The organism is Nitrosomonas sp., from assembly GCF_019752095.1.
Taxonomy (GTDB): domain Bacteria; phylum Pseudomonadota; class Gammaproteobacteria; order Burkholderiales; family Nitrosomonadaceae; genus Nitrosomonas.
Genome location: NZ_JAIEMO010000025.1, coordinates 77,269 through 90,585 on the forward strand (window position 1 = coordinate 77,269; position 13,317 = coordinate 90,585).

The window sequence follows — 13,317 nt, forward strand, 5'->3', positions numbered from 1 at the left end:
TTCATCGTAGCAATCGAGGCAATGCTAATTGTAAGCGTCTTTGTTTTGGAATGCCCCGTTTTATAATGCCAAGCACAGGAGCATGGAGCACATCTATCAAATCCTCTGCTGAGCGCACACGACGATCAATCATCTCTGCAAGTAATCCAGCCCCTACCCCCAACAAAGTTCCCAAAAATGCTGAAAGAACTAAATTGAGTAGTAACTTAGGGCTATCTGGCTTATCCGGAATTTTTGCTGTATCAAGTATAGAAACACTTGATAAGTTAGATTGTCCCTCAAGAGTCGTTTGATTTAAACGTTGCATTGCACTGTTATATGCTTGTTGCGCACCTTCCACGTCTCTTTCAAGAATTTGAAGCTCATCTCTCGAACGATTCAATGTTAGTATTTTTGTTTTCTGCTCTTCAAGAGCCTTGCTAATCTCGGCCTCCTGATTAACAGCGCTTCTATCAGTAAAACTTATGTGCCTACTAAGCTCAGATCTAAGTTTGTCAACTTCTGCTTTTGCTCCAATGTAACTGGGATGATTCTTTCCCAATTTTTGAGAAATATCAGAGAACCTTGATTCGGCTTGCGATAAATTTATTTTAAGATTGTTAATGACCGCATTTCTAGTAATACTAAGTCCTCCGCTTTCCCGGTTAGTGCCGTCTAACTTTGAATCCGCGCCAATCAAATCCGCTTGCGCTGCCACCAATTGACTGGCAAGATCATTCAAGCGCTTTGTTTCAATATCAAGTCGATAATCCGCATCAACAATTCCTTCTGAATGTTGATATTGAGATAGTTTCTTTTGTGCAATTTCTAATCTGTCACGTAATACATTCAAATGATCAGTAAAAAAAGATGCTGCCTTTTGCGAAGGTTCAACGGTAAGGCGTATGCTTATTTCTTGATATGCATTTGCAAAAGCATTAGCAATAACGGAAGTAAAAGCAGGGTCTGTACCTTTAAAACTGATACGAATCACACTACTATCACGCGAAGTTTCGATTTCCAGATTTTTAAGTAGCAAAGCAGCCAACCATTCACGTATCCCCAAGGAAGAATTACTTTGTTTATGCTGGCTTACAACAGCTTCATTTTGATCAAGTCGCAGTTGATCAACCACCATCAATGCAGTTCTTGAACTTTTTATAATGTCCAATTGTGTAGCCATGTAACCTGTAATTTGCTGGGATGACATTATCAATCCTGTCACAGGATCTGCCCCTTTATCGGTAAGCACCATTACAGCTGTTGACTTGTAGCTCTTTGACATTAACAAGCTAACCAATAAAGTAGTTGACATCGTCACAACAAGTGTCAAGAGTATCAGTTTATGGCGCGCTAATATAATAAGAAAAAATCGAGAAAAATCCATACGCACAATCCTATTTTGAACCTTATTAAGTTACACTATTTACTTCATAGGTTAAATCGAGAAACTCTAGATCAGATATCAGAACAGACTTTCTTTGATATAAATTACGTCGTCAGGCTCCACTAAATCACTAGATTTAATAGGTAATATCTGTAGATTTCCCGCTCCGTCGCGGCGCTGAATCCGTAAACCACGCTCAGTACCTCGTGTAGTTAATCCACCGCCCACCGACAACGCCTGCATGACCGTCATGTTGCGCTCAAGCTTATATACTCCAGCACGTTGTACTTCACCATAGATATAAAAACGAGACGCTCTTTCAACATAGATTAGATCATCGCTTCTTATGTTCAAATCACGAGTTAAATTACCAGAACGAATCATCTCCAAAACATCAATTACTTCTTTAACATATTGGTTACCATTCGAACGAATCAGGGTAATCTGATCGGCCCCATCAGGAACAATCCCTCCCGCCATAGCCAGAATTTCGGTCAATCTGCGCTTACCTTCGATTGGATATCGCCCTTGGTTACGCACATAACCAAGCACAGATACCATTTGACTTTGTAACGAAGCGGTAATGATATTTACTTGTGGTTTACGTAAAATATCTTTACTCTCCAGCAGATTAACTATCTTCCTTTCCGCTTCAGAAGGTGTTAGTCCATCAATAAATATTTCGCCCAGCAATGGAAAAGTTATGTTTCCAGCCTCACTTACTTTTGCCTCAGTTGTCATGTCCGGCTGACCAAATACAAATATTTTTAATGTGTCCCCTGGCCCCAAAGCACTTTCTTTTCTCTCTCCGGCTGCTGCATTAGCGACACCAATCATCGAAAGTAGTGCCAAAACCATAATCAATAACTGCCCTTTCTTCATAATATTTTCCATTTACCTATATCCTTAATTTATCCTATGTCAAATAGATTAAATATATCTTCAGCATAAATATGCTTATTTTAACCCTGAAATACCACGTTCAATTGCTCCTTCAGAAACTGCTGCAGATGGATTGTCGTTGCTATCCAAAGTTTCAAGAGAAATTATGGGTAACTGATCACCTGATTTCTCTATATTAGGTTCTGGTGCTTCTTTCGCATTTAGATATTCGATTTTTGCCGAAGCGCGTAAACGCGCAATTTCAGCGTCTGTTTCTTCTTTATATTTTTGATTGATCAAGAATCTTTCAATCTGTGGTGCCGCAGCAGTTTCTGAAACTGAATTATCTTTAATCGCATTGACTGAAATCAACACACTTTTTTCTTGCTCATTAATAATAAAAATAGTGTCTTTGCTTTTCTCACGTAACATTGATACTAACTGCAGCGGAAGATCAGCACTACTTCGTGTTGCCAGGCTACGAAAATATTGGATTTTATTTTTATCAAGCCAACTTACAACCTCGTCTACAGACTTTGCTGCATCTATTATTTTCTTCAGTTCTTCACTAACATTCTTAGTTGCTACTCGCACAGTAGTTAAATCAAACTGTTTTCGCTGTGCAAACAGCTCTGGGTTTTTCTGATAATAATCTTCAATCTCAGCTTTAGTTGGTTTTGCAATCTTGCTAATAATTCCTTGTAAATATGCTTGTGCAATCACTTGAGCATTTGCACGCTCACGTGCCTGCATCACGTCAGGTGTGCGATCAAGTTTATTTCTTATGGCTTCATCTACGACCAACTGACGAGCAATCAGTGATTCCAATAATTTCTCGCTAGCGGCCTCATACTGATCAGCGCGGATACTACTTCGCCTAATTTCATCGTTAAGTTGAAGCATTGTAATCTCGGAACCATTAACACTAACTATTGATTGCCCAGATTTTTTTGCTTTAGGCTCTTTATCGCAAGCAGTAAGAGCGAAAACGTTAATAAGCGCCAACCCTATTATCGAAATCATCCTTATATGTGCTACTGCCATAGTATTTTCCCCTTTATTATTTATGACGACAATTTCAATCAAACTGCTCCATATATGCTTAACATGACAAACATTCCATAGCAGAAATACAAAAAGTCTCAAATAAAATTAAATACTTACACACATCAAGAGAACCAAGAATTATTTCACGCTAGCTACGACAATTCAATTTAAAACTTTAATACTTATTACGAATCAGATATATATTAATATATTCAAAGAAAAATCAAAAATCGTAAATTTAAATAATCTATACAACTGTAAGTGGCGTAACATTAACTGCGTTTTTATTTCTAATCACTCACATCAAGAAATGTAAGTTTGAATCCACAAAGATTAATCCTGATTTACTAACATCATCTTACATCAAATTTCATCTCGAGTTAGTGCATACCTCTATTCTGAGACTTCTAAGAAATATTAAAGTAATAAATACCCTAACTATTACACCTTATTTTATTCTCCATAATTTGAGATGTGAAGTAATGGCCAGAGGATCGATGAATTAAAAAGTACGCGAATTATGTTTTTCTCTGGGATGTGAGAAAGCAATCTTTTAAAGAAACGTGTGCTAGCAAGCATTCAACTAAATTGACTTGCAATAAACTCACACGATACTGTAAGGTAGCCTACGCTACAAACGAAAGGACCCTTAACACTGACCATTGTGATTTATTGAGCAGCCTTACTTATCAAACGAAAATGAAATTGCATAATATTTTCTCAGAAATTCCTAAAAATTTGAAACGTGAAATTTTCGATATTTTAATCAAAAATGATACGCTAACAATTGAAAGAATTATTTCGAAAGGCCAACAATCATCTTCTTGGCATGATCAAAAAGAAAATGAATGGGTGATGGTTCTAAAAGGAGAAGCTGTACTTACTTTTGAGGATCAGACTTCTGTGCCACTTAAAGAAGGAGATTTCATTAATATTCCTTCGCATAAAAAGCACAGAGTCTCATGGACAGACCCAGGAAACGAAACTATCTGGCTTGCTATTCATTACTGATAACATATTCACATCGAATCTGGTTATCATAAAGCCTTCAGTCATATACCTGAAGTTGATAGTTAATCGATAGCAAAGTACTAAAAATTATTTGGATGGCTGTTTATTGTATTTTTGACGGAATTTCTCAACTCTACCCGCAGTATCGACAATTTTCTGCTTACCCGTATAAAACGGATGACAAAGTGAACACACCTCAATATTTAAAGGTTTATTCATAGTCGATCCCGTATTAAACACACTACCACAGCTACAAGTTACAGTTATTTCATGATAATCTGGATGAATCTCTGCTTTCATTGCCAATATCCTTAATTATTCAATCCCAAAGGGAAACTAAAAGTCGTGTATTATCCTTTAATGTTTGTATCGGCGCAACTATCAGTCTTTTCCTGTGATAGAATAAATGCCTTAACATGATGCACAGCACGATTACAAAACACAAAACTGATCCCGCGCAGTATTCCCCCATACAACTCAATCGGCTCTGAACATTCACGATGATAGGATACATCTATTGCCAAAAGCAGCATAATGCTCACATCGCACAACCCATTGTTGTCTCACTTTTTAGCGAAAAAACGACCACAGGGGACTAATATTAAAATATTTTTTCATAATTAGAGAATTGAATTTGCACTCTCTTACTCAAGTAGTTTGTGCTGAATCGCATATCGAATCAGTTGCGCATTATTTTTCATACACATTTTCTCCAAAATGCGTGAGCGATAAGTACTAACGGTTTTGACACTGAGGGACAGTCTCTTGCCTATGGAAGTTAAAGGCTCTCCAGAGACGATAAGTTTAAAAACATGGAATTCCCGGTCTGAAAATGTGGTATGTGTCAATTTCTCTGAATCCACAATCGGATTAAATAGGAGTTTCTCTGCGAGCTCGGGATTAACATATTTTCCTCCCTTGGAGAGACGACGCACCACATTAATGAGATGATCTGTTGGACTATCTTTTGTCATATATCCAGATGCTCCAGAACGAATCGCCCGGATCGCGTATTCATCTTCAGGATACATGCTTAACACCAGCACACATGAAGATGGATTTGCAGATAAAATTCGTTTCAGAACTTCTAACCCATTCATGTCGGGAAGGTTAATGTCTAGCAAGATAATATCCCAATCGCATTCCTTCGTCTTTTTTATAATATCTTTCCCATCAATCGCTTCTGCAACAACTTCAATGTCATCTGTTTCACTGAAAATTCGTTTAAGCCCATCACGAAATAATGTGTGATCATCTGCAATCAGTACCCTAATCATCTGTTAATTCTCCTGCAAATGCGGTCAAAGTTAGTGGTATTCTAAGTACTACAACACTGCCCTGTAACGGTGTGCCTGATATTTCAATTTTACCGCCAAGTTGTTGTGTTCTTTCATTCATGCCGATAATTCCAAATGACTGAGGATTTAAAATTTGCGATTCTGTAATACCAACACCATTATCTCTAATCGTAATAACAACATCATCTTCGTCTTCTAGAAGCTCTACATCAACTTTGTTTGCATGTGAATGCCGAGCAATGTTGATAAATACTTCCTGGATAATTCTAAAAATATTGGTTTCGTAGTTTTTATTATGAAAAGATAAATCTGATATTGCAGATTCCAGTGTACACAGAATATTTGTCCGCTGTTCCAATTCACGCACCAGCCATTCGATGGCACCCAATAACCCTAAATTATCCAGTACATTAGGGCGTAAATTTACCGAAACCCGACGCGCAGTATCGATGGCTTCACCCGTTAATTGATATAACAATTTGATTCGTTCTTGTATGGGTTCTGCAATTATTTTTTTAGAAAGCCAATCCAGATCCATTCTCAGAACTGCCAAGGTTCCGCCAAGAACATCATGTATTTCGCGGCCAATCCTAGTTCTTTCCTCTTCTCGCACATCTTGCATATGCACGGCCAATCGACGTAGATTTTCAACCATCTGTTTATGTTCAGTAATATCTTCTATCGCACATAAATAACATATTTCATCACTCGCCATGACTTCGAACTGCACAATAGAAATTTCAATCCAGATAACTGACGCATCCTGACGAAGAACTCTTTTTTTTATCTTACAACTAGCTAGATCATTGACTAGAAATAGTTCAATATCATAATAATAAGACTGCAAATCATCTGGATGAATAATATCCGCATGACTAATATTAATAAGCTCCTCCACATGCCTACCAACAATGAATGCATATTTCGGATTCACATCGTAGTATTTTCCGGTTTTCAAATTAACTAGTGCAATACCTAAAGGGGCTTTTTCAAAAATTGTCTGAAACCGATTCTGTGCTTTCCTATTACTTTCCTCAATACGCTGTCTTTCAATTGAATAGCGAATCACCCGTGCAAGCACACCTTCAGTAAGACTGCCTTTCACGAGATAGTCTTGTGCGCCGGCTTTTATCGCTTTGATTGCAAGCTTTTCATCATCCCTAAAAGATAAAACGGCAATCGGTATACTTGCCGCATGTTTTCGCAATTCATTTATGGTTGTAATTCCATCGCTATCGGGCAAAGTGAGGTCTGATAATATTAAATCAAAAGATTCTTTGTGAATTAGCTCTAATGCAGAACTTAACCGCTCTACATGAGTCACCGTCACCTGATCACCCATTGCATACTGTAGATCACTCTGCACCAGTATCGCATCAGTCTCATTATCTTCAATTAATAAAATATGAATCTTAGGTACGATCATCACACATTAAGGCTCATAGAGCGTTGAAGTAGAGAACCAATAATCATTTATCGAATTTGCTATTTTTATACAATCATCAAAATCAATCGATTTCTTAATATAACCATTTGCATGGCTCCGATATGCAGATCTTACATCTGCTTTAGTTTTAGATGAAGTATAAATAATGACAGGTATGCTTTTCAAATCAGGATCATCTTTCAGCTCTTTTAATACTTCCAATCCGCTTTTTCTCGGCATATTTAAATCCAGCAAGATAATATCTGGACGAGGCACATGACAATATTTATCTTGTTGGCTTAGAAACTCTAATGCATACGCACCATCTTCAGCTACATACACCTCATAATTCTCACTACATAAAGCAAAAGCTTCTTTAATCAACAAAACATCGGTAGGATTGTCATCAATCATCAAAATGACATTGGGCTCAGTATTATTTTTAAGATGCATTGTATTTATTTTATTTTGGGGATTGTGAAATAAAATGATGAGCCTACATTAAGTTCTGAATTGACCCATATCCTTCCTCCATGGTGTTCCACTACTTTCTTACATATTGCCAAACCAATCCCCGTACCTGCATAGTCTTTGCGGCTATGTAATCGCTGGAATACTCGAAAAATCCGCTCTTGATATTGTTTCTCTATGCCAATTCCATTATCCGATACTAAAAAAATCCATTCATCTGATTTTTCTTTTACACCAATATGTATTTTGAGTTCATGAGCTCTTCGAAATTTAAGCGCATTATTGATTAGATTAGAAATTAACTGTATAAACTGAAAACGGATTCCTCTAATAACTGGAAGCTGATCATGCGTAATGATCGCATTACATTCGCTAATGGTAACTAATAAATCTGCTTCTACTTCTTTTAGCAGTTGCTCACAGTCTATTTTCACAAGTTCTTGACTAGCGTCCACCTGTGCATAGGTTAACAAGTCATCAATAAGTTGTTGCATACGATGGGTACCGGCCACCGCATGTGAAATCAAATTATTCGCACGTTGATCCAATTGCGTATGGCAGTATTTATTGAGCAATTGAACAAAGCTGTTAATAGCCCTGAGCGGTTCTTGCAGATCATGAGTAACAACATACGCAAATTGTTCCAACTCATCGTTTGACCGTGCCAATTCTGCAACTTGTTTTTCCATTCTTTGCTCCAGCAGCTTGTATCCCGTCACTTCGTTCAGTATCGCAACGTATTGGTACGGCAAGCCGACATCATCAAGAAAAGGCACAATTGTCATAGCAACCCAATAAAATGTTCCATCCTTAGCACGATTCTTAATTTCCCCTTTCCACGCTTTTCCATTCGTAATAGCGCTCCATAAGTCAAGAAAGAAATCTTTGGAGTGATAACCGGAATTAACAATTCGATGATCTCGCCCAATTAATTCATCGAAAGAATACCCAGAAACAATGCAAAATCTTTCATTGACATAACTAATTTTTCCTAAATTGTCTGTGATTGCCATGATCGCATGCTCATCAAATGCGCTCTCAATAGCGCTAGCTGAATCTAGCAATACTGTTTTTCTATCCAAAAGCCGATTTCGCTCCAACCATAAACCCAGATCATCGGCTATGTTCTGCAGAAAGATTTTATTCTCATTTTCAAACACAGATATAACATCAATATCTTTAGAATATATTCCTATCTGCCCACGAATTCTGCCATTCGTCATTATCGAAATAGAAAATTTATGATCCAGCGTGTGTATGAAACTGCTCTCTCCATAGCTTTTATCATCAATGTCGATAAAAGGAAAAATTTGAATGGGTGAATACCCTATCATTTTTATATTTTCTATCAACTTCTGGCACAATTCGTCAATAAAGTGAATTCTCAACATGTCATGTGAATTTTCATATAAGCAAGCCAATTTAGTCCTTTCCAATTGATATTTTGTTTCAGCCATATCTTTTCCAAATCTAATCTAAAATAACGTGCTATGAACTAATTGATCGTTACAAATCACGATTGTTGGAGTCAATTTAATTTCAAAGTCGCGCAACCTATTATTTATCGGATCAACTAAATTCATTAGGGATATTTTTTAATCATGCCAGGCTCTTTATGCAATTTGTAAGATTTTGAATATTATATGACATTTGATATCTTTTCAGAACTATAGAGGACTGTTAGAAATGAATCAAGCCAAGATGTGAGCTGACATTGACAGCCAAATACTTGCTAACATCCCATGAACGCGTTTTAGCGATATCATGATTACTTATTACAATGACTTTTTAATAATCCAGTAAGATATGGCATGCATGAACTTTCGCTCGCTGAAAATTTATTACAAATTATCGAGGAAATCGCGACCGAGCATCAACTTACAAAGGTTAAAACTGTATGGTTAGAGATTGGTAAATTGGCTTGCGTTGAGCAAGGGTCATTACGATTTTATTTCGATGTGATAACACAAGACAGCATCGCTCGGCAAGCCAAGTTAGAAATCATAGAAATTGCTGGGCAGGCAGTATGCGCACAATGCAATCGCAACAGCTTGATTACGAGCTATTATGAGGCCTGTTCACATTGTGGCAGTTATAATACATTGAAAGTCACTCAAGGGCGCGAAATGAAAATCAAAGAATTAGAAGCTGAATAAAGAGGATCAAATGTGTACGACTTGTGGATGCAGCACCGGACAAACACGCATTAATGGAAAAACGATTCAATCACTTCATCTTGAGAAGCCAATTCAGTTTCGTCCACTGAAACATTCTAATACTAGCGATCATACTCCATCATTGCCGATTAAAAACAACTGCGCCTCAGAAACGCTTGCTTTCGGAACGGATGTCGCCACTGCACACGCACCCGGCATGAGTCAGGCCAGAATGATCAAAATAGAACGCGACATTCTGGAAAGAAACAACCAATACGCCAATGAGAATCGCCGTTTTCTATCCGAGCGGAACATTCTCGCACTTAACTTACTCTCCAGTCCCGGTTCAGGTAAAACTACCCTATTAGTCAATACTATTCAAATACTTCGTAATAAATTACCAATCACTGTAATCGAAGGTGACCAACAAACCGATCATGATGCCGCGCGTATTCGTGAAACGGGTATTTCAGCAACACAAATTAATACGGGTAAAGGTTGTCACCTGGATGCATTTATGGTGCAACAAGCGATGCAGCAAATATCGCCGCAACAAAATAGTGTTTTGTTTATTGAAAATGTAGGTAATCTAGTGTGTCCATCCAATTTTGATCTAGGTGAGGCATATAAAGTAGTTATATTGTCGGTTACCGAAGGTGAAGACAAACCACTTAAGTATCCTGATATGTTTCATGCCGCTGATCTAATGCTGTTGAATAAATGCGATTTATTACCATACTTATCTTTTGATGTCGATTTGGCAATTGAATATGCGCACCGCATTCATCCCGGTTTACCGGTGATTCAAATCTCAGCTATGCAGGGCAATGGCATGCAAGTCTGGATTGATTGGATTGAAGCTAACCGTCTTGCTCTTCCCTCCACAGTCCAATACCAAACATAAACCAATTCGACACTTGTTTAACCAAACAGACATTATTATTCCGTTAGCAATCAGTGGGCCCGCTATTCTGGCTTGTGGAGCCTGGTTAAAGAATACCGTTTGTCTGACGCAAGAAAACATCGCATATATCTCACCGCTTATCGGAGATTTAGCCACAGCGAATACCCGACAGCTATTAGATCAAACCGTGTACCGCATGTGTAAAAATTATTCGATTCAACCTGAACTGGTTGCCCACGATTTACACCCGGATTTTTATAGCACTCATTTTGCTCAAGCTTTTGCTGAGCAACAGCAACTACCACTACTTGCTGTACAACATCATCACGCTCACATTGGCGCTATCTGTGCTGAGCATCGACTAACTCAATCGGTAATGGCTCTAGCGCTGGATGGTGTAGGATTAGGATCTAACAATACTCTTTGGGGTGGCGAGTTATTAATGGTGGATGGCGCCCGATCCGAACGGCTGGGCCATCTAACAACATTGGCCCTGCCAGGTGGAGATCTTGCTGCACAAGAGCCCTGGCGTATGGCTGCTGCTGCTCTGGCTCGCTTAAATCGTAGTGAAGAGATTACGCAACGTTTTGCTGATCAACCCGCTGCCACAATTGTAACCAACATGCTGACCAAAAGCTTGAATTGCCCACAGACTTCTAGCATGGGAAGACTATTCGACGCTGCAGCAGGCCTTCTCGGTGTCTCTCTCACTCAATCCTATGAGGCACAAGCAGCGCTTCAATTAGAACGATTGGCCGTACAACATGGATCGGCACTTGCCATGACTAATGGTTTCCGAATCACAGAAAAAAATAACTTGGATTTCTCTCCGTTATTATGGACTTTAATCGACAACCATGATTTAAAACAAAACCTTCCATACGCTGCCGCCCTATTTCACGCTACATTAATTGAAGGGCTAGCAACTTGGATTAAAATAACCGCAGAAAAACATCAAGTTTTCAATCTGGCATTCGGTGGCGGTTGTTTTCACAATACGGTGCTGCGACATGGCTTAGTCAAGCAATTGACCACACCTGACTTTAATTTATTTTTTTCACAACAATTACCACCTGACGATAGCGCTATTGCTCTCGGTCAAGCTTGGGTAGCATTGCAAAATATCCGTTGATAATATCGATCAACTCTTACAATTAAAGGTTTAATAATGAGCAATTATGTACAACGCTTCCTGTTGGAAAATTTGGATATACGCGGCGCAGTCGTGCATCTCGACTCCGTCTGGCAGGAAATATTATCCGGACGCGACTATCCTCAACCGGTCACACAGCTGTTAGGTGAAATGAGTGCAGTTACTTTGTTGCTGGGTGAAAACCTTAAACAAACTGGGCGTTTGACCATTCAATTGACAGGTAGCGGACCCGTCTCAATGCTGATTCTCGATTGCACTGAAAGCCTACACCTGCGTGGCATGGCAAAATGCGAACGAACCACTGAAGTACAATCAGTTCCCGACTTGCTTGGCCATGGTCACTTACTCCTTACGCTCGACATGCCATCAATGCGCGAATCTTATCAAAGCATCGTTCCGCTTGATGGTAAAACTGTTGCTGAAATTTTTGAACATTACTTCAGGCAATCCGATCAATTGCCATCGCGCTTATTTCTAGTCACTGCTAACAATGCTATTTTTGGCTTGTTGCTGCAAAAACTGCCGAATTCTGACTTGCAAGACCCTGATGGCTGGATGCGTGCCGAAGCTTTAGCAAATACAATCCATGATCACGAGTTATTTAATCTAACCGCAGAAGAAATCTTGACACGTTTATTTTATGAAGAAACCATCCGCATTTTTGATGCTCAATCCGTCCAAAACGGTTGCCAAGAAGACCCCATAAAAATTTATGCCATGCTTCGTTCACTAGGGCGCGAAGAAGTTGATTCGATTCTGAAAGAATTCGGCGAGGTCATTGTTAGCGACGATATCTGCAATCGCGAATATCGCTTAGATGCACTGACTATTGATGCGATATTTCGAGAAGCAGGATCAACAATTCACTGAGACTCAATACACAACATTTCCATGCTGTTAATACCATAACACGGGGCATTCACATTAAATATTCACTGCTGTATTCATTCGTATAATAAGTGCAATTGCTCGGCTAAAAAGAATTTATTCAGCGCTTTCGTAAGCATATTATTTCAAAGGATTATATTTTTACAATATATCGCCGATATTCACATTTCACACATTATTCACATGTGCTACGATATGATCCACCAAATAATAACCTCGATAAACAAACGGTTTTTTTTAACTGCTTCTAAGTCGCGGTTCCCAAGAAAGAATGATCAAGCAAGGAGAATCAATTATTATGCCACCAAGAATTGCCCACGTTGACGACGATTCAGATATTCGTGAATCAGTTCAGCGTATATTATTTAAAAATGGATATGAAGTAGATAGCTATTTATCAATGCAGGAGTTTATCGATTCATTACAAGATGAAACAAAAAAACCAGATTTGGCTATTCTGGATGTTATGGTTGAATCCATGGATGCCGGGTTGACAACTTATGCAAAAATTCATAAGCAATACCCGCAAATTCAGACTATTTTTCTGACATCATTAGGTGATATGATTCGGCCATATTTTGAAGATGGTTCACATGAATGGGTTTGCATTATGGAGAAACCAGTTGAACCGGTCAGTCTCATGGCAACGATTAATGAACGCTTGAAGAAAGCAGGAGAAGCTGCATAATTTTGTGCAACACTCAATAATAATAGT

Annotated in this window: 14 protein-coding genes; 6 read left to right on the forward strand and 8 right to left on the reverse strand. The window is 38.5% G+C overall.

Annotated features, from left to right (window positions below; translation table 11 throughout):
* Position 1 precedes the first annotated feature (1 nt).
* The 3 genes from epsF to K2Q13_RS08125 form a co-directional block, all read right to left on the reverse strand.
* The gene (gene epsF, locus K2Q13_RS08115) at positions 2-1,366 is read right to left on the reverse strand and encodes a chain length determinant protein EpsF (protein ID WP_292920561.1); all 1,365 of its coding nucleotides are present in this window, start codon (positions 1,364-1,366) and stop codon (positions 2-4) included.
* A 78-nt stretch (positions 1,367-1,444) separates the two neighbouring features.
* Positions 1,445-2,260, reverse strand: coding sequence for a polysaccharide export protein EpsE (gene epsE / locus K2Q13_RS08120; protein WP_292920562.1), 816 nt, complete (start codon positions 2,258-2,260; stop codon positions 1,445-1,447).
* Between the two features lie 63 nt (positions 2,261-2,323).
* Positions 2,324-3,292: an EpsD family peptidyl-prolyl cis-trans isomerase gene (locus tag K2Q13_RS08125; RefSeq protein ID WP_292920563.1), complete on the reverse strand. Its 969-nt coding sequence runs from the start codon at positions 3,290-3,292 to the stop codon at positions 2,324-2,326.
* 702 nt (positions 3,293-3,994) lie between these two features.
* Between K2Q13_RS08125 and K2Q13_RS08130 the strand changes: the two genes are divergently transcribed.
* On the forward strand, positions 3,995-4,306 hold the full coding sequence (locus K2Q13_RS08130) for a cupin domain-containing protein (RefSeq protein WP_292920564.1): 312 nt from the start codon (positions 3,995-3,997) through the stop codon (positions 4,304-4,306).
* Between the two features lie 87 nt (positions 4,307-4,393).
* Here the strand turns inward: K2Q13_RS08130 and rpmE are convergent, their stop codons facing one another.
* The 5 genes from rpmE to K2Q13_RS08155 all read right to left on the reverse strand — a co-directional run bounded on the left by rpmE (position 4,394) and on the right by K2Q13_RS08155 (position 8,958).
* The gene (rpmE, locus tag K2Q13_RS08135) at positions 4,394-4,606 is read right to left on the reverse strand and encodes a 50S ribosomal protein L31 (RefSeq protein ID WP_292920565.1); all 213 of its coding nucleotides are present in this window, start codon (positions 4,604-4,606) and stop codon (positions 4,394-4,396) included.
* A gap of 344 nt (positions 4,607-4,950) precedes the next feature.
* Positions 4,951-5,583 carry a response regulator transcription factor gene (locus K2Q13_RS08140; RefSeq protein WP_292920566.1) on the reverse strand — a complete coding sequence of 211 codons (633 nt, stop codon included), beginning with the start codon at positions 5,581-5,583 and terminating at the stop codon, positions 4,951-4,953.
* Positions 5,576-7,030: a response regulator gene (locus K2Q13_RS08145; RefSeq protein WP_292920567.1), complete on the reverse strand. Its 1,455-nt coding sequence runs from the start codon at positions 7,028-7,030 to the stop codon at positions 5,576-5,578. The genes K2Q13_RS08140 and K2Q13_RS08145 overlap by 8 nt, the downstream gene beginning before the upstream one ends.
* 6 nt (positions 7,031-7,036) lie before the next feature.
* Entirely contained in the window at positions 7,037-7,444 is a 408-nt protein-coding gene (locus tag K2Q13_RS08150; protein ID WP_292920568.1) for a response regulator, read from the reverse strand.
* A 44-nt stretch (positions 7,445-7,488) separates the two neighbouring features.
* The gene (locus K2Q13_RS08155; RefSeq protein WP_292920569.1) at positions 7,489-8,958 is read right to left on the reverse strand and encodes an ATP-binding protein; all 1,470 of its coding nucleotides are present in this window, start codon (positions 8,956-8,958) and stop codon (positions 7,489-7,491) included.
* A gap of 354 nt (positions 8,959-9,312) precedes the next feature.
* Here K2Q13_RS08155 and hypA point away from each other — a divergent pair, with 354 nt between their 5' ends.
* From hypA to K2Q13_RS08180, 5 genes are all read left to right on the forward strand, one after another.
* Positions 9,313-9,657, forward strand: coding sequence for a hydrogenase maturation nickel metallochaperone HypA (gene hypA, locus K2Q13_RS08160; protein ID WP_292920570.1), 345 nt, complete (start codon positions 9,313-9,315; stop codon positions 9,655-9,657).
* A 10-nt stretch (positions 9,658-9,667) separates the two neighbouring features.
* Complete coding sequence (gene hypB / locus K2Q13_RS08165; protein ID WP_292920571.1) at positions 9,668-10,561, forward strand: hydrogenase nickel incorporation protein HypB; 894 nt, start codon at positions 9,668-9,670, stop codon at positions 10,559-10,561.
* Positions 10,562-10,574: 13 nt separating this feature from the next.
* Positions 10,575-11,693, forward strand: a complete 1,119-nt coding sequence (locus K2Q13_RS08170) for a carbamoyltransferase HypF (RefSeq protein ID WP_292920572.1) — start codon at positions 10,575-10,577, stop codon at positions 11,691-11,693.
* 36 nt (positions 11,694-11,729) lie between these two features.
* The gene (locus tag K2Q13_RS08175; RefSeq protein ID WP_292920573.1) at positions 11,730-12,584 is read left to right on the forward strand and encodes an Hsp33 family molecular chaperone HslO; all 855 of its coding nucleotides are present in this window, start codon (positions 11,730-11,732) and stop codon (positions 12,582-12,584) included.
* Between the two features lie 289 nt (positions 12,585-12,873).
* Entirely contained in the window at positions 12,874-13,290 is a 417-nt protein-coding gene (locus K2Q13_RS08180) for a response regulator (RefSeq protein ID WP_292920574.1), read from the forward strand.
* Positions 13,291-13,317: the final 27 nt, after the last annotated feature.

Bases quoted from the DNA above. Each gene is read 5' to 3' on its own strand.
- K2Q13_RS08150 (WP_292920568.1), bottom strand. From the start codon at position 7,444: ATGATTGATGACAATCCTACCGATGTTTTGTTGATTAAAGAAGCTTTT.
- epsF (WP_292920561.1), bottom strand. From the start codon at position 1,366: ATGGATTTTTCTCGATTTTTTCTTATTATATTAGCGCGCCATAAACTG.
- hypA (WP_292920570.1), top strand. From the start codon at position 9,313: ATGCATGAACTTTCGCTCGCTGAAAATTTATTACAAATTATCGAGGAA.
- K2Q13_RS08125 (WP_292920563.1), bottom strand. From the start codon at position 3,292: ATGGCAGTAGCACATATAAGGATGATTTCGATAATAGGGTTGGCGCTT.
- K2Q13_RS08175 (WP_292920573.1), top strand. From the start codon at position 11,730: ATGAGCAATTATGTACAACGCTTCCTGTTGGAAAATTTGGATATACGC.
- K2Q13_RS08140 (WP_292920566.1), bottom strand. From the start codon at position 5,583: ATGATTAGGGTACTGATTGCAGATGATCACACATTATTTCGTGATGGG.
- K2Q13_RS08155 (WP_292920569.1), bottom strand. From the start codon at position 8,958: ATGGCTGAAACAAAATATCAATTGGAAAGGACTAAATTGGCTTGCTTA.
- hypB (WP_292920571.1), top strand. From the start codon at position 9,668: ATGTGTACGACTTGTGGATGCAGCACCGGACAAACACGCATTAATGGA.
- rpmE (WP_292920565.1), bottom strand. From the start codon at position 4,606: ATGAAAGCAGAGATTCATCCAGATTATCATGAAATAACTGTAACTTGT.
- K2Q13_RS08130 (WP_292920564.1), top strand. From the start codon at position 3,995: ATGAAATTGCATAATATTTTCTCAGAAATTCCTAAAAATTTGAAACGT.
- K2Q13_RS08180 (WP_292920574.1), top strand. From the start codon at position 12,874: ATGATCAAGCAAGGAGAATCAATTATTATGCCACCAAGAATTGCCCAC.
- epsE (WP_292920562.1), bottom strand. From the start codon at position 2,260: ATGGAAAATATTATGAAGAAAGGGCAGTTATTGATTATGGTTTTGGCA.
- K2Q13_RS08145 (WP_292920567.1), bottom strand. From the start codon at position 7,030: ATGATCGTACCTAAGATTCATATTTTATTAATTGAAGATAATGAGACT.